At 68.3% G+C, this 20,982-nt stretch carries 18 protein-coding genes; 9 read left to right on the top strand and 9 right to left on the bottom strand.

Features of this window, described 5'->3' with window-relative positions; genetic code table 11:
- Positions 1-4 precede the first annotated feature (4 nt).
- From K3G64_RS21245 to K3G64_RS21235, 3 genes are all read right to left on the bottom strand, one after another.
- Positions 5-829 carry a tyrosine-type recombinase/integrase gene (locus K3G64_RS21245; protein WP_238887075.1) on the bottom strand — a complete coding sequence of 275 codons (825 nt, stop codon included), beginning with the start codon at positions 827-829 and terminating at the stop codon, positions 5-7.
- Positions 826-1,068 (bottom strand): hypothetical protein, encoded by a 243-nt coding sequence (locus tag K3G64_RS21240; protein ID WP_238887074.1) that lies wholly within the window; start codon positions 1,066-1,068, stop codon positions 826-828. Before K3G64_RS21240 ends, K3G64_RS21245 begins: the two co-directional genes overlap by 4 nt.
- 131 nt (positions 1,069-1,199) lie before the next feature.
- The gene (locus tag K3G64_RS21235; protein ID WP_238887073.1) at positions 1,200-1,871 is read right to left on the bottom strand and encodes an MBL fold metallo-hydrolase; all 672 of its coding nucleotides are present in this window, start codon (positions 1,869-1,871) and stop codon (positions 1,200-1,202) included.
- Between the two features lie 116 nt (positions 1,872-1,987).
- Between K3G64_RS21235 and uvrA the strand changes: the two genes are divergently transcribed.
- A complete protein-coding gene (uvrA, locus tag K3G64_RS21230; protein ID WP_238887072.1) occupies positions 1,988-4,891 on the top strand; it encodes an excinuclease ABC subunit UvrA in 2,904 nt (967 codons plus the stop codon).
- Here the strand turns inward: uvrA and K3G64_RS21225 are convergent.
- The 4 genes from K3G64_RS21225 to K3G64_RS21210 are packed head-to-tail and all read right to left on the bottom strand — an operon-like array spanning position 4,888 to position 10,170.
- Positions 4,888-6,051, bottom strand: coding sequence for a winged helix DNA-binding domain-containing protein (locus tag K3G64_RS21225; protein WP_238887071.1), 1,164 nt, complete (start codon positions 6,049-6,051; stop codon positions 4,888-4,890). The genes uvrA and K3G64_RS21225 overlap by 4 nt on opposite strands.
- A gap of 53 nt (positions 6,052-6,104) precedes the next feature.
- Positions 6,105-6,416: a PspA/IM30 family protein gene (locus K3G64_RS21220; protein WP_238887070.1), complete on the bottom strand. Its 312-nt coding sequence runs from the start codon at positions 6,414-6,416 to the stop codon at positions 6,105-6,107.
- Between the two features lie 54 nt (positions 6,417-6,470).
- Positions 6,471-9,776, bottom strand: a complete 3,306-nt coding sequence (lysX, locus tag K3G64_RS21215; protein WP_238887069.1) for a bifunctional lysylphosphatidylglycerol synthetase/lysine--tRNA ligase LysX — start codon at positions 9,774-9,776, stop codon at positions 6,471-6,473.
- Positions 9,777-9,822: 46 nt separating this feature from the next.
- Positions 9,823-10,170 (bottom strand): DUF1844 domain-containing protein, encoded by a 348-nt coding sequence (locus K3G64_RS21210; RefSeq protein WP_238887068.1) that lies wholly within the window; start codon positions 10,168-10,170, stop codon positions 9,823-9,825.
- Positions 10,171-10,400: 230 nt separating this feature from the next.
- On the opposite strand from K3G64_RS21210, the gene infC reads away from it, so the two are divergent.
- From infC to K3G64_RS21190, 4 genes are read left to right on the top strand one after another with little or no spacing between them, the layout of a single operon-like run.
- Entirely contained in the window at positions 10,401-11,012 is a 612-nt protein-coding gene (gene infC, locus K3G64_RS21205) for a translation initiation factor IF-3 (RefSeq protein ID WP_238950901.1), read from the top strand.
- Positions 11,013-11,018: 6 nt separating this feature from the next.
- Entirely contained in the window at positions 11,019-11,213 is a 195-nt protein-coding gene (rpmI, locus tag K3G64_RS21200) for a 50S ribosomal protein L35 (protein WP_238887067.1), read from the top strand.
- 44 nt (positions 11,214-11,257) lie between these two features.
- A complete protein-coding gene (gene rplT, locus K3G64_RS21195; RefSeq protein ID WP_238887066.1) occupies positions 11,258-11,677 on the top strand; it encodes a 50S ribosomal protein L20 in 420 nt (139 codons plus the stop codon).
- Positions 11,674-12,480, top strand: a complete 807-nt coding sequence (locus tag K3G64_RS21190; RefSeq protein ID WP_370647241.1) for a TrmH family RNA methyltransferase — start codon at positions 11,674-11,676, stop codon at positions 12,478-12,480. Before rplT ends, K3G64_RS21190 begins: the two co-directional genes overlap by 4 nt.
- Before the next feature lie 17 nt (positions 12,481-12,497).
- Here the strand turns inward: K3G64_RS21190 and K3G64_RS21185 are convergent, their stop codons facing one another.
- Together K3G64_RS21185 and K3G64_RS21180 are read right to left on the bottom strand one after the other, a co-directional pair.
- Positions 12,498-13,730: an acyl-CoA dehydrogenase family protein gene (locus tag K3G64_RS21185; RefSeq protein ID WP_238887064.1), complete on the bottom strand. Its 1,233-nt coding sequence runs from the start codon at positions 13,728-13,730 to the stop codon at positions 12,498-12,500.
- A 4-nt stretch (positions 13,731-13,734) separates the two neighbouring features.
- Positions 13,735-14,772 (bottom strand): oxygenase MpaB family protein, encoded by a 1,038-nt coding sequence (locus K3G64_RS21180; RefSeq protein ID WP_238887063.1) that lies wholly within the window; start codon positions 14,770-14,772, stop codon positions 13,735-13,737.
- A 313-nt stretch (positions 14,773-15,085) separates the two neighbouring features.
- Here K3G64_RS21180 and K3G64_RS21175 point away from each other — a divergent pair, with 313 nt between their 5' ends.
- The 4 genes from K3G64_RS21175 to K3G64_RS21160 all read left to right on the top strand — a co-directional run bounded on the left by K3G64_RS21175 (position 15,086) and on the right by K3G64_RS21160 (position 20,950).
- The gene (locus K3G64_RS21175; RefSeq protein ID WP_238950899.1) at positions 15,086-15,901 is read left to right on the top strand and encodes an adenylate/guanylate cyclase domain-containing protein; all 816 of its coding nucleotides are present in this window, start codon (positions 15,086-15,088) and stop codon (positions 15,899-15,901) included.
- Positions 15,902-15,952: 51 nt separating this feature from the next.
- On the top strand, positions 15,953-16,996 hold the full coding sequence (pheS, locus tag K3G64_RS21170) for a phenylalanine--tRNA ligase subunit alpha (RefSeq protein ID WP_238887062.1): 1,044 nt from the start codon (positions 15,953-15,955) through the stop codon (positions 16,994-16,996).
- Positions 16,996-19,494 carry a phenylalanine--tRNA ligase subunit beta gene (gene pheT, locus K3G64_RS21165; protein WP_238887061.1) on the top strand — a complete coding sequence of 833 codons (2,499 nt, stop codon included), beginning with the start codon at positions 16,996-16,998 and terminating at the stop codon, positions 19,492-19,494. The genes pheS and pheT overlap by 1 nt, the downstream gene beginning before the upstream one ends.
- 64 nt (positions 19,495-19,558) lie before the next feature.
- A complete protein-coding gene (locus K3G64_RS21160; RefSeq protein WP_238887060.1) occupies positions 19,559-20,950 on the top strand; it encodes a flavin monoamine oxidase family protein in 1,392 nt (463 codons plus the stop codon).
- The last annotated feature ends 32 nt before the right edge of the window (positions 20,951-20,982 follow it).

Here is a 20,982-nt window from a genome sequence, read left to right as displayed (position 1 = left end):
GAGCCTACTGAGCGGCGAGCATCGCAGCCCGTGTTTCATCGTCGTCGACCGCGGTGTAACGCTCGGTAGTCGCAACGCTGGAATGGCCGAGCAGGGTTTGTACCGCGCGCAGGTTGCGGCTCCCGCGGTACGCCCTGGTGGCGAACCTGTGGCGCAGCGTGTGGGCGGTCCAGTGGTCGGGAAGTGCGCCGGCCATCAGCTTGCCGACCCATCGCGGCGACAGGTGACCGTCCTCGTCGCCTGGGAACAGGAACCCGTCGGCGCCGGCGATCGCGACGGCCAGGTCGTCGCCGATCGGGACGACGCGCAGCTTTCCGCCCTTGCCGTGGACTAGGAGCTCGGCGCCGGCCGGCCCACACGTCAGGTCGCGACGATGCACGCGGGCTATCTCGGCGCGCCGTAGGCCCGCCTCGGCGGCAAGCCGCAGCATCAGCCGCACCCGCCGATCCGCGCCGGCGATCGCGGCGGACCATGCTGTGTCGGGGGCTGGCCGCGGCGCCGGCGCCGCGGCGCGCATCACCGGCAGGTCCGCGGCCGGGTTCGTCGACAGGTGGCCGGCGCGATGCGCCCACCCGAAGAACGACACGGCCGTGTTGCGGTGACTGCGCCGGGTTTCGATGCTCCACGTCTGCCGGCCGAACCACGCCAGGATCCCGGCCGTGGTGACCCGCGCCGGTCCGCAGCGGAGCCCGCGCGCCATGAAGGCCAGGTGCCCGCGCCGGGTGGCGATGGTGGCCGGCGACCGGCCCGCGCCGCGCTCAGCCGCTAGGTAGGCGTCGACCAGGCCAGCCCACGCCGGCGGGAACGGTCGTGGCGCCGGCCCGCTCACAGCACGTCCAGCAGGGCCGCGGCGGCGTCGAGCGCCTGGGCCACGCCGGAGCGGTCCTCGCACGGCCACCGGCCGGCACGCACCGCCGCGGCGCGGGACCTCATCGAACGGGCCGGATCGCTCCGCAGGCAGACGTCGTAACTCAGCGCGGCGACCAGGAGCTCGGCGTCGTCGGCCGGCAAGCCGGTGAGCACGCCGTCGGCGTCGAGGTCCGCGAGGATCGCATCGGTAGGTGTCATGCACCGAAGCTAACCCCACGGATTACGAATTGCCAAGGGCTGCAAGGGAAGTCGTACATATGTCGTGAACAGTGCAAATGCTGGATACCGACATATGTCGCAGCGCGCGCATATGTCGGCGCGCTCGACGGCTACCAGCCGCGATCGCGCCACTCGGCAAGGTATGGACGCTCGGCGCCAAGGGTGGTGTCGTCGCCGTGGCCGGGGTAGACGACCGTGGCGTCGTCAAAGCGGCCGAATACCTTGGTTTCAAGGCCGCTCATCAGCGAGTCGAAATCGTTCGGGTGTGTTGTACGTCCAGGACCGCCCGGGAAGAGGCAGTCGCCGGTGAACAGGTGGGTCGCCTCGTCGGCCCCGTCCAGCGCGAGCGCAACCGAGCCGGGCGTGTGGCCCTGCAGGTGAATCACGTCGAACGTCAGCTCGCCGATCTTGATCGTGTCGCCGTGTTCCAGGACCCGGTCGGGCTGGACCGGCAGAGCCTCGGCGTCCAGTCGGTGCGCGGCTGTCGGCGCACCGGTCGCCTTCGCGATCTCCTCGAGCGCCTGAACGTGGTCGAAGTGCTGGTGGCTGGTGACGATCAGCGAGAGCTTCGGTGCACATTTCTCGATTAGCTCGAGTAGGACGGGCACGTCGTTGGCGGCGTCGATGAGTAGTGTCTCGCCCGTTCGGGAACAGGTGATCAGGTAGGCGTTGTTGTCCATCGGTCCCACCGAGACCTTCACGACCGATGCACCCGGAAGCGTGCGCCGAGCCGCGGTCCCGGGGTCGACATGGCCGGTGTAGTTGTCCTGGACGACGGTCATGTGCTCACCGTATCCGGCTCGGCTGGGGCGTGGCCCCGGAGTTGTCGGACACGGCACATAGCATGGGTTTCAACTCTGTCCTGAGGCAGGACTTGATCTTGTGAAAGAGGGTGGGCGTGGCTGACCGCCTTGTCGTCAAGGGTGCGCGGGAGCACAACCTGCGAAGCGTTGATCTTGAACTTCCGCGCGACGCGCTGATCGTCTTCACCGGACTGTCGGGATCGGGCAAGTCGTCGTTGGCCTTCGACACGATCTTCGCCGAGGGCCAGCGACGCTACGTCGAGTCGCTGTCGGCGTACGCGCGCCAGTTCCTCGGGCAGATGGACAAGCCGGACGTCGACTTCATCGAGGGTCTGTCGCCTGCGGTGTCCATCGACCAGAAATCGACGAACCGCAACCCGCGCTCGACGGTCGGCACCATCACCGAGGTGTACGACTACCTGCGCCTGCTCTACGCGCGCGCCGGCACCCCGCACTGCCCGGTCTGCGGGCAGCGCATCGCCCGCCAGACCCCCCAGCAGATCGTCGACCAGGTGCTGGCGATGGACGAGGGCCTGCGGTTCCAGGTGCTCGCCCCGGTGGTGCGCACCCGCAAGGGCGAGTTCGTCGACCTGTTCGACAAGTTGAACACGCAGGGCTACAGCCGCGTCCGGGTCGACGGCGTGGTGCATCCGCTGACCGATCCGCCCAAGCTCAAGAAGCAGGAGAAGCACGACATCGAGGTCGTCGTGGACCGGCTCACCGTGAAGGCCAGTGCCAAGCAGCGGTTGACCGACTCGATCGAGACGGCGCTGAACCTCGCCGACGGCATCGTGGTGCTCGAGTTCGTCGATCGCGAGGACGACCATCCGCACCGGGAGCAGCGGTTCTCCGAGAAGCTGGCCTGCCCGAACGGTCACCCGCTTGCCGTCGACGACCTCGAGCCGCGGTCGTTCTCGTTCAACTCGCCCTACGGCGCCTGCCCCGAGTGCCTGGGGCTGGGTGTCCGCAAGGAGGTCGACCCCGAGCTGGTCGTGCCCGATCCCGAGCTGACGTTGGCCGAGGGCGCCATCGCGCCGTGGTCGATGGGGCAGACCGCGGACTACTTCACTCGGATGCTGGCCGGGCTCGGCGACCAGCTCGGGTTCGACGTCAACACGCCGTGGAAGAAGTTGCCTGCCAAGGCGCGCAAGGCGATTCTCGAGGGCTGCGACGAACAGGTGCACGTGCGGTACAAGAACCGCTACGGCCGAACGCGTTCGTACTACGCCGATTTCGAAGGTGTCATGGCGTTCCTGCAGCGCCGCATGGAGCAGACCGACTCCGAGCAGATGAAGGAGCGCTACGAGGGCTTCATGCGGGACGTGCCCTGCCCCGAGTGCGAGGGCTCGCGCCTCAAGCCCGAGATCCTGGCGGTGACGTTGACGGCGGGGGAGTTCGGGCCGCGGTCCATCGCCGAAGTCGCCGAGTTGTCGATAGCGGACTGCTCACAGTTCCTCAACGCGCTGACGCTGGGCCCACGCGAGCAGGCCATCGCCGGTCAGGTGCTGAAGGAGATCCAGTCGCGGCTGGGCTTCCTACTCGACGTCGGCCTCGATTACCTGTCGTTGTCGCGGGCCGCGGCGACGCTCTCCGGCGGTGAGGCACAACGGATCCGGCTGGCCACGCAGATCGGCTCCGGGCTGGTCGGCGTGCTCTATGTGCTCGACGAACCCTCGATCGGCCTGCACCAGCGCGACAACCGCAGGCTCATCGACACGCTCGTGCGGTTGCGGGATCTGGGCAACACGCTGATCGTCGTCGAGCACGACCTCGACACCATCGCCCATGCCGACTGGGTGGTCGACATCGGCCCGGCGGCCGGGGAACACGGCGGGCAGATCGTCCACAGCGGCCCTTACGAGGAGCTGCTCAAGAATCCGGAATCCCTTACCGGCGCTTATCTTTCGGGCAAGGAGGAAATCGAGGTCCCGGCGATCCGGCGCCCGGTCGACAAGAAGCGGCAGGTCACTGTCGTCGGCGCCAGGGAGCACAACCTGCGAGAGATCGACGTCACGTTCCCGCTGGGCGTGCTGACGTCGGTCACCGGCGTGTCGGGTTCAGGCAAATCGACGCTGGTCAACGACATCCTGGCCGCGGTGATGGCCAACAAACTCAACGGCGCCCGCCAGGTGCCCGGCCGGCACACGCGGGTCACCGGCCTGGACAAGCTCGACAAGCTGGTGCGCGTCGACCAGTCGCCCATCGGCAGGACGCCGCGGTCGAACCCGGCCACCTACACCGGTGTGTTCGACAAGATCCGGACGTTGTTCGCCGCGACCACCGAGGCGAAGGTGCGCGGCTATCAGCCGGGCCGGTTCTCGTTCAACGTCAAAGGCGGCCGCTGCGAGGCGTGTTCGGGCGACGGCACCATCAAGATCGAGATGAATTTCCTGCCCGACGTGTATGTGCCGTGTGAAGTGTGCCAGGGCGCGCGGTACAACCGGGAGACGCTCGAGGTGCACTACAAGGGCAAGACCATCGCCGAGGTGCTCGACATGTCGATCGAGGAGGCGGCGGAGTTCTTCGCGCCGATAACCTCGATCCACCGCTACCTCAAGACGCTCGTCGACGTCGGCCTGGGCTACGTGCGCCTGGGCCAGCCCGCGCCGACGCTGTCCGGCGGTGAGGCACAGCGGGTGAAGCTGGCCTCCGAACTGCAGAAGCGCTCGACGGGCCGCACCGTCTACATCCTCGACGAGCCCACAACCGGTCTGCACTTCGAGGACATCCGCAAGCTGCTCAAGGTGATCAACGGTCTGGTGGACAAGGGCAACACGGTGATCGTCATCGAGCACAACCTCGACGTGATCAAGACGTCGGACTGGATCGTCGACATGGGCCCCGACGGCGGTGCCGGGGGCGGCACGGTAGTCGCGACCGGCACCCCGGAGGACGTCGCGCTCAACCCCGACAGCTACACGGGACACTTTCTCGCCGAAGCGCTGGGCGTGCCGCGGCGGAAGGCCAACGGCCGCAAGCGCGGCAAGGTCAGCGCCTAGACACGACGCTTCGAGAGAGGCGACGGGAACCGCGGGCTGATCCGCACACCGTCGAGCCACTCGGTCAGTTCGTCGGCGCGGCGCTGCAGGGCCTCCCGAGCGGCGTGGCCGACGTCCTCGATCAGCCGCACCTCGACGCGCCCGCGGTCGTCCTGCCTCCAGGCGCCGACGATCCGGCCGTCACACCATGCGGTCGGACCGCCGTTGCCGTTGGTGTCGAACACGTGACTGCGGTGCCCGCCGAGATACCAGTCCCGGTCGAACCAGCCCATCGTGGTGACGTCGAGCCCCGGAAGCAGCGCGCACCAGTTTCCCGGCGACGGCTCGTCGTCGAGGTCGTCGGGCAGGACGAAGCCGGGGGTGCCGTCGAGATCGACCTCGACGGCGCCGATGTCGCGCAGCGCCTTCCGCGCCCAGGTCAACGTGGTGCCGAACCACCACTTCACGTCGGTCAGCGTCGCCGGGCCGAACGTCCGCAGCCACCGGCGCACCCCGTCGGCCCGTGCCATGTCCCCATCGACGGGGTCGGCCGGGGTCAACCATTGCGCGGCGGCGACCCATCGCGGCCGCGACGCCGTCCACCCACCGTCGTTCGGCCCGCGCACGATGTCCCCGCATACCGCCATCACAGTGAGGACCCTCGGCCCGATCGGTGTCGGACCACCCCACCGCTTACCGGGCGCAGGGTCGTAGGTGCCGGCGAGCTCGGGGATTGCGGCACGGAGTTCCGTCGCGTTGGCCGGACCTTCTTCGCTGAGATGTCGCAGCACCGCCGCGCGGGCGCCTGCGAGCCAGGCCTCACCGTCGGTGCAGAGCCCTGCGCGCACCGCGTCGGCGACGAGTCGGCGGCGCTCATTGTCGGCGACGCGGTCGCTGGCGGCGGCCTGGATCATCGGCAGGTCCTCGTCGCGCACCGTCCACAGGGTGCGGCGCATCGCGAGGTGCTTGACCAGCGTGCGCTGCCGGTACATCAACGAATCCAGCTCCGCCACCGTGAATTGCGGCACGCGAGCCCACAGCGACAGGTAGGGCGTGGCGGGATCGGTGGCGTGCAGGCCCACAACGGTGGCCACGACGTCGCGCACCGAGGGCGCGGACTCGGACAGGAAGTGCCGACGGGCGAGTCGGGCACGGCGTTGGTCGACCGAAAAGCTGCGCATCGCCTGCGAACCGTACCTGCGGCGACCGACGAAACGAAGCAAGGACCGATGAACTACCGAGAGTCGCCGGACTGCTTTCGCATCTGCGCGCGAATCTGCTCCAGCCGCTCGGCGGCGGCACGCTGTCGTTCGTCGTATTGCTCGGCGACGCTACGGCCTTCCGGCGTCTCCTCGGCAAGCTCCGCCGCGCCGATCGCGGTGCCGTACCGGGTCTCGATCTTCTCGCGCACCGAGTCGAATGTCGGCACACCGCCGGGTGTGTACCCGGTGTCGACGGGCTCGACAGGGGTGGTGGCTTCGGGCTTGGGCTCAACGACCTCGGCTTCGACGGCGGGCTCCGGCTCGGGAGTCGATTCGTCCGGCATGTCGCTCACGGTACCCCCGCGCTGTGCTGCGATGAAGGCTGTGCACCACGCGCGCTAACGCGGTTTGGCCAACGGGAAGGGCAGCGTCTCGCGGATGCTGCGCCCGGTGATGAGCATGACGACCCGGTCGACGCCCATGCCGAGGCCACCGGTGGGCGGCATTGCGTACTCCATGGCCTGCAGGAAATCTTCGTCGAGTTCCATCGCCTCGGGGTCACCGCCTGCCGCGAGCAGCGACTGCTCCTGCAGCCGCCTGCGCTGTTCGACCGGATCGGTCAATTCGCTGTAGGCAGTGCCCAACTCGACTCCCCACGCCACCAGGTCCCATCGCTCGGCGATGCCGGCGATGCTGCGGTGAGGCCGCGTCAACGGCGAGACGGAGGTGGGGAAATCCTTGTAGAACGTCGGCTCCTGGGTGCGGTCCTCGACCAGGCGTTCGTAGAGCTCCAACACCACCGCGCCGGCGTCCCAGTGCGTCAGGTAGGGGATGTCGGCGGCGTCGCACAGCTTGCGCAGTGTCGCCAACTCCGTGTCCGGTGCGATCTGTTCGCCGAGCGCCTCCGACACGGCGCCGTGCACGGTCTTGACCGTCCATTCACCGGAGATGTCCACCGGTTGCAGCGTGCCGTCGGCACCCGGACGAAGGAAGACCTGCGCGCCGTTGGCCGCCTGCGCGGCGTTCTGGATCAGCTCGCGGCACCCGTCGATCCAGACGTTGTAGTCGGCGTGCGCCTGGTAGGCCTCCAGCAGCGTGAACTCCGGGTTGTGGCTGAAATCCACACCTTCGTTGCGGAATGCGCGACCCAGCTCGAAGACCCGTTCCACTCCGCCCACACACAGCCGCTTGAGGTACAGCTCCGGGGCGATGCGCAGATAGAGGTCGAGATCGTAGGCGTTGATGTGGGTCTGGAACGGCCGAGCGTTGGCGCCGCCGTGGATCTGCTGCAGGATGGGCGTCTCGACCTCGAGAAAACCCTTGCCCACCAACGTCTCGCGGATCGCGTGCAGCACACCGCTGCGGGCGCGGATCAGGTCACGGGCCTCGGTGTTGATCGCCAGGTCGATATAGCGAGCGCGGACCCGGGCTTCCTGATCGGTGAGCCCCTTCCACTTGTCGGGCAGCGGTCGCAGGCACTTGCCGATCAGGCGCCATCCATGCACCAGCAGCGAGCGGGTGCCCTTCTTGCTGTAGCCAACGGTGCCCGACACCTGAACGAGGTCTCCGAGATCGATGGCTCGGGTGAATTCGGCCGTCGTACCCGCCCGAAGAAGCGAATTGTCCAGCAGCAACTGCACTTCGCCAGACCAGTCGCGCAACTGCGCGAACAGCACACCGCCGTAGTCGCGGATGCGCAGGATCCGGCCTGCGACCGTCACCGCGGTGTCGTCGGCGGCGTCGATCGCTTCGGCGATGGTGTGGGAGGGCCGCTCGCCGACCGGGTAGGCGTCGATTCCGCTGTCCTGCAGGGACTTCAGCTTGGCCATCCGCACCCGGACCTGTTCGGGCAGCCGCGCCAGCTCATCGCCATCCGACAGGCCGGCCTGCAAACCGGCGACATCGGGCGCCGTGCCGTCGTGATGCAGCAGCCCGGTCGCGACCACGTCCTGCGGGACCGCGATGTGGTGTCCCGTGTGCGGCTGTTCGTGGCGCCGCGAAAACGGCAGCACGAGAAAGCCTTCGGCGATCACCGACGCCACGCCGACCCGCGGGACGAGGCGCGCGTCCTCATAGCAGGCATAGCGCGGTACCCACTGCGGCTGGTATTTCATGTTCGAGCGGTACAGCGTCTCGAGCTGCCACCAGCGCGAGAAGAACACCAGCAGGCTGCGCCACAGCCGGGCGACCGGACCGGCGCCGAGCTGGGCGCCCTGCTCGAATGCCGACCGGAACATCGCGAAGTTGAGCGAGATGCGGGCGACACCGATGGTCTCGGCCTGCATGCACAACTCGCTGACCATGAGTTCGACCATGCCGTTGGGTGACCCCGGGGACCGTCGCATCAGATCCAGCGAGACGCCGCTGGCGCCCCACGGCACCAACGAGAGCATGGCAACCGTCTGCTCGTTCTGCACCGCCTCGACCAGCAGGCAGTCCCCGTCGGCGGGGTCGCCGAGCCGGCCCAGCGCCATGGAGAAGCCACGTTCGTCGTCGGTGTCGCGCCAGGCGTCGGCGCGCTCGATCACCCGGGCCATCTCGTCGGCGCCGAGTTCGCGGTGCCTGCGGATGCGCACGCTCGCACCTGCGCGCCGGGCCCGGGTGACGGCCTGGCGCACGGCACGCATGTCGGGGCCCGACAACCGGAAGGTGTCTGGATGCAGGATCGCCTCGTCGCCGAGTTGCAGCGCGTTGAGCCCGGCCACGCGGAACGCCTCGGCACCGGCCGAACTGGCACCCATCACGCCCGGCGCCCAGCCGTAGGTCTGACACAGCGCCAGCCACGCGTCGATGGCGGCTGGCCATGCCTGGGGGTCACCGACGGGGTCGCCGCTGGCCAGGCAGACACCCACTTCTACGCGGTAGGTGATCGCCGCCCTCCCGGTGGGTGCGAACACCACCGCCTTGTCCCTGCGAGTGGCGAAGTAACCGAGCGAGTCGTTCCTGCCGTACAGCTCCAGCAGCCCGCGGATCGCGGATTCGTCCTCGCCGGTCAGCGCGTTGTCTGCGCGCTGGGACTGGAACAGGACGATGGCGGCGACCATCAGCGCCAGTGCTCCGAATAGGCCGAGCAACGCGTTGACCAAGACATGGGGATGGCCGGAGAAGATCGAGGCGTCGGCTCCGGCGAAGGCGCTCACCCGGTTCAGCGCATACCAGAACCGGTCCGGACGGGCCAGGGAGCCGGGGAACAGCTCGAGCAGGCCCCATCCGGTGAGCGTGCCGACCGCCATCCCCGCAACCAGGGTGGCGGCCGCCTTCACCAGCGCGCCGCGGCGCACCTTGGCCCAGAACTCGCCGCGGGCCAGCACCAGGAACAGGATCGCGGCGATGTGGAAGACGAGGCCGATCACCTCGCCGATCTCCTGCACGACCGTCTCGTCACCGGTGAGGAGGTCGCCTACGTTCCAGCCGACCGCGGCGACCATGTAGCCGACCAGGATCCACCAGGCGATGCGTTTGCGCGCCGCCAGCGCGGCGGCCAGCAGCGCCAGCACGAATGCCCACGCGAAGCTGGTGTCGGGGAAGTTGAAGATGTAGTCGTTGACGAACTCGCGCGGCATCCGGATGAGCGCACGGACGAACGGCGAGATGCTGGCGATCAGCGACAACGTGGCGATGACGCCGACGGTCCACCCCGCTGCCGCGGGCACCCACCAGTACCTCGACCTGCGGCGAATGCCGACAGGACTCACAACCGTCATAGGGCGCGACAGTATTCGCTCCACCCGTCAAATGGGTGGCGACTGACTACCAGACCGGCCCGGTGTGTTTCTCTCCGGGCCCCTTGCCCGGTTCATCCGGTGCCGCGCTCGCCTCGCGGAACGCCAGCTGCAGCGACTTGAGCCCGTCACGCAGCGGGCCGGCGTGCAGGCCGAGGTACTCGGCCGACGCGGTGACGAGACCGGCGAGCGCGGTGATCAGCCGGCGTGCCTCGTCGAGGTCGCGGTGGGGGCTGTCGTCGGGATCGTCGTCGGACAGGCCGAGCTTCTCGGCCGCCGCGCTCATCAGCATGACCGCCGCGCGGGTGATCACCTCGACGGCAGGGATCTCGGCGAGCTCGCGCACCGTCGGCCGGGATTCGGGAAACTCGGTCATGCCTGCTAGAGTGGCATGCGCGACCGTCCCGGCGACCGCCAGGGACAGCAAGTGGAGTCCCGCTCCCACCGTTGGCCACCGGAGTTTCCGAAGGCTCAGCGGTCCGGTCACAGGCATTCGGTGCCTGTCCTGGTCGGCTTCGGGCCCTGCTGCGAGCAGGGCCGTTCTGTTCATTGGAGCAGAGCGCCGACGGCAGTGGGCCTCCTCGACGGACAACAGTAGGAGGCCCCATCAGCACTGAGACCCGCGTCAACGAGCGCATTCGAGTACCCGAAGTCCGGTTGATCGGACCGGGTGGCGAGCAGGTAGGCATTGTGCGCATCGAAGACGCTCTCCGCGTCGCCGCGGATGCCGATCTCGACCTTGTCGAAGTTGCCCCGGATGCAAAGCCGCCGGTCTGCAAGATCATGGACTACGGCAAGTTCAAATATGAGACGGCGCAGAAGGCACGCGAGTCTCGCAAGAACCAGCAGCAGACCGTCGTCAAGGAACAGAAGCTGCGACCCAAGATCGACCCGCACGACTACGAGACCAAGAAGGGCCACGTGGTGCGCTTCCTGCAAGCGGGGTCGAAGGTCAAGGTGACGATCATGTTCCGCGGACGCGAGCAGTCGCGGCCCGAACTGGGCTACCGGCTCCTGCAACGGTTGGGCGCCGACGTCGCCGACTACGGCTTCGTCGAGACGTCGGCCAAGCAGGACGGCCGCAACATGACGATGGTGCTGGCTCCGCACCGCGGCGCGAAGACCCGCGCCAAGGCGGCGCACGATGCGGATGCACCCGTTGCACAGCGCGCGAGCGCTGAGCCCAGCGAAGCACAGACCGACACACCGAAGAACTGAGGACACATGCCCAAGGCCAAGACCCACAGCGGCGCTGCCAAGCGGTTCCGGCGCACCGGGACCGGCAAGATCATGCGCCAGAAGGCCAACCGTCGTCACCTGTTCGAGCACAAGCCGAGCACCCGGACCCGGCGCCTGGAAGGCCGCACCGGCGTGTCGGCCGCCGACAAGGACCGCGTCAAGAAGCTGCTGAACGGCTGAGCCAGCTCACCACTCGAACGACCTGAACGAATAGGAACACTCTCATGGCACGCGTCAAGCGCGCAGTCAACGCCCAGAAGAAGCGGCGCACCATCCTGAAGGCCTCGAAGGGCTACCGGGGGCAGCGCTCACGGCTGTACCGCAAGGCCAAAGAGCAGCAGCTGCACTCGCTGAACTACGCCTACCGCGACCGGCGTGCCCGCAAGGGCGAGTTCCGCAAGTTGTGGATCTCGCGCATCAACGCCGCGGCCAGAGCCAACGACATCACCTACAACCGGCTGATCCAGGGGCTCAAGGCCGCGGGCGTCGAGGTGGACCGCAAGAACCTCGCCGAGATCGCGGTCAGTGACCCGGCCGCCTTCACCGCGCTGGTCGAGGTCGCCAAGGGTGCGCTGCCCGAGGACGTGAACGCGCCTGCCGGAGCCGGAAGGCCGGCGACATCAGGCCCCGGCGAGGCTGCCTGACGCTCACCGAACGCTCCGCCCGGGTGGCGGCGGCGGTCAAACTGCACCGCCACACCGGACGACGCCGCGCCGCGCGCTTCCTGGCCGAGGGGCCCAACCTCGTCGAGGCAGCGCTGCGGCGCGGACTGGTCTCCGAGGTCTTCGTGACCGAACCCGCGTGGGACCGGTTCGGTGCGATGCTGACCGGCGTCCCGGTGCACCTGGTGACCGAGCGGGCCGCGAAGTCGTTGTCCGAGACGGTGACGCCGGTCGGCCTGGTCGCGGTCTGCACGCTGCCCGAGACATCGCTGAGCGACGTGCTCGCGGCCGCGCCGCGGTTGGTCGCGGTCGCGGTGGAGATCTCCGAACCCGGAAATGCCGGCACGCTGATCCGCATCGCCGACGCGATGGGCGCCGACGCGGTGGTGTTCGCCGGGCACAGCGTGGACCCGTACAACGGCAAGTGCCTGCGCGCTTCGGCCGGCAGTATCTTCACCATTCCCGTTGTGTCCGAACCGGACTCGGCAGCCGCTGTGGCGGCGCTGAGCGCGGCCGGGTTGCAGCTGCTGGCCACAGCTGTCGACGGCGAGATCTCGCTCGACGACGCACAGCTGGCCGCGCCGACGGCGTGGCTGTTCGGCCCCGAGGCGCACGGCCTGCCTACCGAGTTGGCCGCGTCGGCGACTCATCGCATCCGGATTCCCATGCCGGGCAGCGCCGAGAGCCTCAACGTCGCCTCGGCCGCGGCGATCTGCCTCTACCAGAGCGCACGCGCGGCGCGAGTGCAACGTGGTGGCGCGGAATCGAGGCAAATCGCGCCCTGACGTTACAGTCGGCGCATCTATCCGCTGAGCAGACCGCGTGCCACGTGGGTGATCTGCACTTCGTTGCTGCCGGCGTAGATCATCAGCGACTTCGCGTCGCGCGCCAACTGCTCGACGCGGTACTCGGTCATGTAGCCGTTGCCGCCGAACAGCTGAACGGCCTCCATCGCGACGTCGGTGGCGGCCTGCGAGCAGTACCACTTGATGGCCGAGGCCTCCGGCAGCGAGATCGCCGTACCGGTCTGTGCCGCCTCGATGACGCGAAACAGGATGTTGCGCACGTTCATCCGGGCGACCTCCATGTTGGCCAGCTTGAGCTGGATCAACTGGAACTGCCCGATCTCCTGGCCCCACAACTTGCGGCTCTTGGCGTACTCGACCGACAGCCGCAGGCACTCCTCGATGACGCCCAGCGACATCGCCGCGACGCCGATGCGCTCGGCGGAGAAGTTCGACCGCGCGCTGGCCCGCCCGTCTCCCGCGGACCCGTCCTCGGTCTCTCCGAGCAGGCGGTCGCGACCCAACCGCACGTTGTTGAAGAACAACTCGCCGGTACGCGAGCTGTGAATGCCCATCTTGCGGAACGGTTTCGACTGCACGAAGCCCTCCATGCCGCGGTCCAGCACGAACGTCAGCACCTTGCGGTCGCGCTTCTCGACCCCCGGTTCGTCGAGCTTGGCGTATGCGACCACCACGTCGGCGTCGGGCCCGTTGGTGATGAACGTCTTCTGGCCGTTGAGCAGGTAGTCCTCTCCGTCACGCACGACGTAGGATTTCATGCCGCCGAACGCATCCGAGCCCGAATCCGGCTCGGTGATCGCCCAGGCGCCGACCTTGTCATAGGTGACCAGGTCGGGCAGCCAGCGCTCCTGCTGAGCCAGTGTGCCGCGGCTCATGATGGTGGGCACCGTCAGGCCGAGGCTGACGCCCATTCCGGTGACGACGCCCATCGACACCCGGCACAGCTCACTGATGACGACGAACCCCATGCCGCCTGCGCCGTCGCCGAACATCCCGCCGCCCGACGGCTTGTCCGACGATTCACCGCTGTTGCGCAATCGCGCCAGGCGCTTGTTCAGCGAGTCGCGGGCCATGTCGGCGATGCCGAACGCCGCGAAAAGCTTGCGGACGATCGGGTACGGCTCCATCTCGCCGCTTTCCAGTGCGTCGACGTGCGGGCGGATCTCCTTGTCGACGAATTCACGGACGGCATCGCGCACGGCGAGATCGACATCAGACCATTCGAGCATTCCTTCAGGCTGCCCTACTGCGTCCACGCGCCGGACGCAGCCCTGCCAACGAGAACGTCGTGTGCACCAGCGAGCCTGCCCGGCCGAGCAGCGATTTGCGCGGCGGAACGTAGTGCATTGGCAGGCCGCGGCGGTCGCTGGGCGGCGCCATGAAGGCCGGCGCCTCGACCAGCGGGGCGTCGGCGGGGAGGCGGCCCTCGGCCCGCCGGTATGCGGCCAGCGCCCGCGGATGCAGCCGAATCTCGTCGGGCACGGCGACGAACAGCAACTCGACGAACTTGCCGAGCAAGCGCAGCAGCACCTCGTCACCGGGGGTCCACCGCATGTTCGCCTTCTCGCGCAGCGCCTCGTCGAACAGCCCGGCCGCGATCCAGCGCTGAGCGCCGACCATCGGCTTGAAGATCTGGTCCCACACCGGGGTCGGCATGAGAACGAACCACGGCTTGGGGATGCGGATGGAGAAGATGTCGAGCGTCGCGCGGTTGATCTCCAACTCCTCGCGGCACTTGCTGTCCCAGTACTCGGTGAACTCCTCCCAGGTCTCGGGGACCGGCCGCATGCTCATCCCGTACATCCGGTACCACTGCACGTGCTCATCGAAGAGTTGGCGCTTCTCGGCCTCGGTCAGCCCGCCGCAGAAGTACTCGGCCGTCTTGATGATGAGCATGAAGAAGGTTGCGTGGGCCCAGTAGAACGTGTCGGGGTTCAGCGCGTGGTAGCGACGGCCTTCGGCGTCGGTGCCCTTGATGGTGGCGTGGTACCCCTTGATCTGCGCCCCGGTCTGCGGTGCGCGATCGCCGTCGTACACCACACCCATGATCGGATACACCGAGCGGGCCACCCGCTGCAGCGGTTCACGCAGCAGGATCGAATGGTCCTCGACGCCCGCGCCGAGTTCGGGGTACATGTTCTGCACCGCGCCGATCCACACCCCGAGCAGGCCGGTGCGCAGATCGCCGAAGTACTTCCATGTCAAAGAGTCGGGTCCGAGGGGAGCGTCCTCGGGTATCTGCGATCGGATGGAGGTGGGTCTCGCGGTCATCAATTCCTCGCTGAAGTGACGGTGAAATTCACGATAATGTTGACAACGGGTGTTGTCTACGCTTTGCGGGGGCGGTCCGACCGCACTGTTATTCATCGGCAACGGTGCTGCCATGCCTCTGTGACCAGCGCCTTCAGTTGGGGGTCGGTCGTGCTCTGGCTCGCTGTCGAGCATCGCTCAATTGCTCGGCTCCGACAGACGCGCATAGGCTGGTGACGTGAATGTCGAGCCGTTCCACGAGGGGTCCGGTGGAATAGGAGAACTCGACCCACAGTCGCGTCGCGATTCCGACCCGCGCCGCCCACGCGGCCCACTGAGCTGGCTCAAGGGCAGGAATCACAACCCGGACGTCATCGCCTTTCTCCGGCGTGCGCGACGGTCCCTGCCGGGCGACCCGGATTTCGGTGACCCGCTTTCGACGGCCGGCGTCGGCGGGCCTCGTGCAGCTGCCCGGGCCGCGGACCGGATCCTCGAGCGCGAAGCCGCCACGCGTGAGGTGAGCCTCGGCGCGCTGCAGGTGTGGCAGGCCCTCACCGAGCGGGTGTCCGGGAAGCCCGCCAATCGCGAGGCGACGCTGGTGTTCACCGATCTGGTCGGGTTCTCGGCCTGGTCGTTGAACGCAGGCGACGACGCGACGTTGCGACTGCTGCGCCGGGTGTCGCAGGTCATCGAGCCGCCCCTGCTGCGTGCCGGCGGGCGCATCGTCAAGCGCATGGGCGACGGCCTCATGGCGGTGTACGACGATCCGACGACGGCGGTAGGGGCCGCCATCGCCGCCCGCGAGGCGGTGAAAACCGTCGAGATCGACGGCTACACGCCGCGGATGCGGGTCGGTGTGCACACCGGCCATCCGCAGCGCCTCGGCTCGGACTGGCTGGGCGTCGACGTCAACATCGCCGCCCGTGTGATGGCCCGCGCGACCCGCGGGGAGTTGGTGGTCTCAGCGGCCACGCTGGAGCGGATTCCGGAAGAGGATTTCGAAGCGATGGGGGTCACCGCCAAGCGGCTGCGCAGGCAGGTGTTCGCTTCCAAGCAGGACGGGGTGCCCACCGACTTCGTCATGTACCGGCTGCGTAACCGAAAGCCGGCGGCGGACGAGGAGGAATCCGGAGACGGCGAAGACGAGTAGGGCGCCGATATCCGTTCCAGGGGCGTTCCGGTCATCACCTATGATCGCCGGGTGGCTGATCAGCCCGTAGACCTCTCGGAAGAAGCGCTGACCAAGGTGGTCAGTGCGGCTCGGCATGCGTTCGACCTGGCGACCGACCTCGATGCGCTCGCGCGCGCCAGGACCGACCACCTCGGCGACCGTTCGCCCATCGCGCTGGCTCGTCAGGCGCTGGGTTCGCTGGCAAAGGAGGACCGGGCCGATGCGGGCAAGCGCGTCAACGTGGCCCGCGGCGACGTTCAGCACGCGTATGACGAGCGGCTTTCAACGCTGCGCGCCGAACGCGACGCGGCCGTGCTGGTGGCCGAGCGAATCGACGTCACGCTGCCGTCGACACGTCAGCCGATCGGGGCGCGCCACCCGATCACCATCCTCGCGGAGCACATCGCCGACACCTTCGTCGCGATGGGGTGGGAGTTGGCCGAGGGCCCCGAGGTCGAAACCGAGCAGTTCAACTTCGACGCATTGAACTTCCCGCCCGACCACCCCGCCCGCAGTGAGCAGGACACGTTCCAAATCGCCCCCGACGGGTCGCGGCAGGTGCTGCGCACACACACCTCGCCCGTGCAGATCCGGACGCTGTTGGAACGCGACCTTCCCGTCTACATCGTCTCGATCGGGCGCACGTTCCGCACCGACGAGCTCGACGCCACCCATACCCCGGTGTTCCACCAGGTCGAAGGCCTCGCGGTCGACAAGGGGCTGACGATGGCGCACCTGCGCGGGACGCTCGACGCGTTCGCCCGCTCGGAGTTCGGTCCGCAGGGCCGCACCCGCTTCCGCCCGCACTTCTTCCCGTTCACCGAACCGTCGGCCGAGGTCGACGTCTGGTTCCCGAACAAGAAGGGCGGCCCCGGCTGGGTGGAGTGGGGTGGCTGCGGCATGGTGAACCCGAACGTGCTGCGGGCCTGCGGTATCGACCCCGAGGTGTATTCCGGGTTCGCCTTCGGCATGGGCCTGGAACGAACCCTGCAGTTCCGCAACGGAATTCCGGACATGCGCGACATGGTCGAGGGTGACGTGCGGTTTTCGCTCCCATTCGGAGTAGGGGCCTGATGCGGCTGCCGTACAGCTGGCTGCGCGAGGTGGTGCAGGCCGGCGCTCCAGGCTGGGACGCGGGTCCTTCCGAGCTCGAGCAGGCGCTGATCCGCATCGGCCACGAGATCGAGGAGGTCATCCCGGTCGGGCCGGTGACGGGTCCGCTGACCGTGGGCCGGGTCGCCGATATCGAGGAGCTGACCGAGTTCAAGAAGCCGATCCGGGCCGTCAAGGTCGACTTGGGTTCACAGGCTGGCGATGTCGAGCCGCATGAAATTGTCTGTGGTGCAACGAATTTCACGGTCGGCGATTTGGTGGTCGTGGCACTGCCCGGCGCGGTCCTGCCGGGCGACTTCGCCATCTCGAGCCGCAAGACCTACGGCCGGACGTCGGACGGGATGATCTGCTCGACGGCCGAATTGAACCTGGGCACCGACCACTCCGGCATCCTGGTCCTGCCTCCCGGCACGGCGGAACCGGGGCATCCGGCCGCCGAGTTGCTGGGTCTCGATGACGTCGTGTTCCACCTGGCTATCACCCCCGATCGCGGCTACTGCCTGTCGGTGCGCGGGATGGCGCGCGAGATCGCGAACGCCTACGACCTGGACTTCATCGATCCGGCCGACGTCGCGGCGTTGCCCGCCGACGGTGAGGCGCTGCCGTTGACCGTCGAACCCGGTACCGGCGTGCAGCGATTCGGACTGCGACCCGTCATCGGCATCGACCCGAAAGCATTGTCGCCGTGGTGGCTTCAGCGCCGACTGCTGCTATGCGGTATCCGCGCCATCTCGCCTGCGGTCGACGTCACCAACTACGTGATGCTCGAATTGGGCCATCCGATGCACGCCCACGATCGGAGCCTGATCACCGGCGGGTTCACCGTGCGCTTCGCGACGCCGGGGGAGACCGTGGTGACGCTGGACGATGTCGAGCGGCGCCTTGACCCGACCGACGTTCTGATCGTCGACGACGTTGCGACCGCGGCGATCGGCGGCGTGATGGGCGCAGGGACCACCGAGGTGCGCGACACCACCGTCGACGTGCTGCTGGAAGCCGCGGTCTGGGACCCGGCCGCGGTGTCGCGCACCCAGCGGCGGCTGCGCCTCTACAGCGAGGCCGGACGCCGCTACGAACGCACCGTCGACCCCGCCATCTCGGTTGCCGCGCTGGATCGCTGTGCCACCCTGCTCGCCGACATCGCCGGTGGCAGCGTCGAACCAAGCTTGACCGACTGGCGCGGGAGTCCTGCACGCGACGACTGGTCGCCCGCTGCGGTGAGCATGGCCGTCGACCTGCCCGACCGGACCGCAGGGGTGGGCTACCCCGACGGGACGACGCAACGTCGACTGGCTCAGATCGGTGCGCGCGTCGACGTCAGCGGCGGTCGGGTGACGGCCACACCGCCCAGTTGGCGGCCGGACCTGCGCCAGCCCGCCGACCTCGTCGAAGAGGTACTGCGCCTGGAGGGGCTGGAGGTCATCCCGTCGGTGTTGCCGCTGGCCCCGCCGGGCCGCGGCCTGAGCCCGGCACAGAAGCGCCGCCGCGCGATCGGAAAGTCGCTGGCGCTCAACGGTTACGTCGAGATCCTGCCGACGCCGTTCCTGCCCGCCGGCGTGTTCGACCAATGGGGGCTACCGGCCGACGACAGCCGCCGGACCACCACACAGGTGCTCAACCCGCTGGAGGCCGACCGGCCGCAACTGGCCACCACGCTATTGCCGGGTCTGTTGGAGGCTCTGAGTCGCAACGTGTCTCGCGGCGCAGTGGACGTCGCACTGTTCGCGGTCCAGCAGGTGGTCGAGCCGACCAGTGAGACCCGCGCGGTCCAGCCGATCCCGACCGACCGACGCCCGACCGACACGGAGATCGCGGACCTCGACGCATCCTTGCCACGCCAGCCACAGCATGTCGGCATCGTGCTGACCGGCCTGCGCGAAACCGCGGGGCCGTGGGGACCCGGCCGCAGGGTCGAGGCGAGCGACGCGTTCGAGGCGGTGCGGGTCGTCGCCCGCGCCGCCGGTGTCGAACTGACGTTTCGCCCCGCCCAATACCTGCCGTGGCATCCGGGTCGCTGCGCCGAGGTGCTGTTGGGTGAGACGGTGGTCGGGCACGCGGGAGAACTGCATCCGGCCGTCGTCGAACGCTCGGGGCTGCCGAAGCGCACCTGCGCCGTCGAACTGGATCTCGACGCGGTGCCGATCGTCGAGGCGCTGCCCGCCCCGGCGGTCTCGCCGTTCCCCGCGGTGTTCCAGGACGTCAGCCTTGTCGTCGCCGATGACGTCGCCGCAGCCGACGTCATCGCGGCCGTCCGGTCCGGGGCGGGCACACTGCTCGAGGACGTGCGGTTGTTCGACGTATACACGGGCCCGCAGATCGGTGAGGGCCGCAAGTCGCTGACACTGGCGCTGCGGTTCCGCGCCGCCGACCGCACCCTCACCGAGGACGAGGCCAGCGCCGCGCGGGACGCGGCCGTGCAGGCCGCCGCACAGCGGGTCGGCGCCGAACAGCGTCGCTGAGCGCAGATCATTGACGCTCTCGGCAATATTGGCGTAGCGTCCCTGAACACTCGAGGGGGCGACCATGTCAGACGTCGACGTTGATTACTGCGTGGTGGGAGCCGGCTTCGCCGGGCTTGCGGCGGCGCTGCGACTCAAACAAGCCGGCCATTCGCTGACAGTGCTCGAAGCGCGGAACCGCATCGGTGGGCGGACGTTCACCGAGCTGCGCGATGACGGCACATACATCGACCACGGCGGCACCTGGGTGGGCCCCGGCCAGGACCGCGTGTACGCGCTGATGAAAGAGTTCGGCATCGCCACCTACAAACAGTTCACCGACGCCGAGGCGATGATGGTCGTCGACGGGAAGCAGTACCGCTACCGCGGCCAGATCCCCTGGACCATGAACCCGTTGACCTCGCTGAACCTGGGTGCCGCGTTTCTCGAATTGAAGCGCATGTGCAAGTCCATTCCCCTGGAGGCGCCCTGGTCGGCGCCGAAGGCTGCGAAATGGGACCGCATGACCCTCGCGCAGTGGCTCGACCATCACCTGCCCGCCAAGCAGGCCCACGAACTGCTCGGCATGGCGCTGTCCGGCAGTTACACCTCGGCGCCTTCCGAGTTGTCAATGCTCTACGTGCTGTTCCAGTTGGCGTCCGCGGGTGGACCGGAGTTCGTGCTCGGCGTCAAGGACGCCGCCGAGGACGCACGGCCGGTCGGCGGCATGCGGGCGATCTACGACGCCATGGCGGCAGAAGTGGCCGGATCCGTTCATCTCGAGCAGCCGGTTCGAGTCATCCGGCAGGACGCCGACGGGGTGACGGTCCGCGCCGAGGGGATGACGGTTCGGGCGAGCCGGGTGGTGGTCGCGGTGCCGCTCGCGATCGCCGGCCACATCATTTACGAGCCGATGCTCCCGATCGACCGGTCCATGCTGCACCAGAGGGGGCCGTCGGGTTCGGTACTCAAGAGCCACGTCGTCTACGACGAGCCCTTCTGGCGCACCGACGGACTGACTGGACAGTCCGCAGCCCCCGGAACCGCCGCGCCGGTGACCATCGATGCGTGCACCGACGTCGGTCGGCCGGGCCTGCTGTGCGTGGTGGCGGAAGGGCCGGGGGCTCGTGAGCTCTCCCGGATGGAGGTGGCCGACCGGCGATCGGCTGTGTTGGCCGCACTCACCGAGCGGTTCGGCGCCAAGGCGAACTCGCCCACCGACTACACCGAACAGGACTGGACCGTCGAGAGGTACTCGGGAGGCGGGATGATCAGCCATACGCCGCCGGGTGTACTGACCGAGTTCGGGCATGCGTTGCGCGAGCCGTGTGGTCGCGTCCACTGGGCCGGCACCGAGTCGTCACACGTCATGATGGGGTTTGTCGATGGCGCCATCCGCTCGGGTGAACGAGCTGCGCGCGAGGTCATGGAGGGCGACGGCAGCCGAAGGCCGAGCGCTCCGGTTGCCATGGCCTGACTTCATATGAGTTTGCACCTGCTTGCATAACC

The organism is Mycobacterium sp. IDR2000157661, from assembly GCF_022317005.1.
Classification (GTDB): Bacteria; Actinomycetota; Actinomycetes; order Mycobacteriales; family Mycobacteriaceae; genus Mycobacterium.
The sequence above is the reverse complement of the archived record's forward strand: the minus strand, read 5'-3'. Positions and strand labels throughout refer to the sequence as shown.

Bases quoted from the DNA above. Each gene is read 5' to 3' on its own strand.
- rpmI (WP_238887067.1), top strand. From the start codon at position 11,019: ATGCCCAAGGCCAAGACCCACAGCGGCGCTGCCAAGCGGTTCCGGCGC.
- K3G64_RS21160 (WP_238887060.1), top strand. From the start codon at position 19,559: ATGTCAGACGTCGACGTTGATTACTGCGTGGTGGGAGCCGGCTTCGCC.
- K3G64_RS21220 (WP_238887070.1), bottom strand. From the start codon at position 6,416: ATGCCGGACGAATCGACTCCCGAGCCGGAGCCCGCCGTCGAAGCCGAG.
- K3G64_RS21180 (WP_238887063.1), bottom strand. From the start codon at position 14,772: ATGACCGCGAGACCCACCTCCATCCGATCGCAGATACCCGAGGACGCT.
- K3G64_RS21210 (WP_238887068.1), bottom strand. From the start codon at position 10,170: ATGACCGAGTTTCCCGAATCCCGGCCGACGGTGCGCGAGCTCGCCGAG.
- lysX (WP_238887069.1), bottom strand. From the start codon at position 9,776: ATGACGGTTGTGAGTCCTGTCGGCATTCGCCGCAGGTCGAGGTACTGG.
- K3G64_RS21235 (WP_238887073.1), bottom strand. From the start codon at position 1,871: ATGACCGTCGTCCAGGACAACTACACCGGCCATGTCGACCCCGGGACC.
- K3G64_RS21185 (WP_238887064.1), bottom strand. From the start codon at position 13,730: ATGCTCGAATGGTCTGATGTCGATCTCGCCGTGCGCGATGCCGTCCGT.
- K3G64_RS21225 (WP_238887071.1), bottom strand. From the start codon at position 6,051: ATGCGCAGCTTTTCGGTCGACCAACGCCGTGCCCGACTCGCCCGTCGG.
- pheT (WP_238887061.1), top strand. From the start codon at position 16,996: ATGCGGCTGCCGTACAGCTGGCTGCGCGAGGTGGTGCAGGCCGGCGCT.
- rplT (WP_238887066.1), top strand. From the start codon at position 11,258: ATGGCACGCGTCAAGCGCGCAGTCAACGCCCAGAAGAAGCGGCGCACC.
- K3G64_RS21240 (WP_238887074.1), bottom strand. From the start codon at position 1,068: ATGACACCTACCGATGCGATCCTCGCGGACCTCGACGCCGACGGCGTG.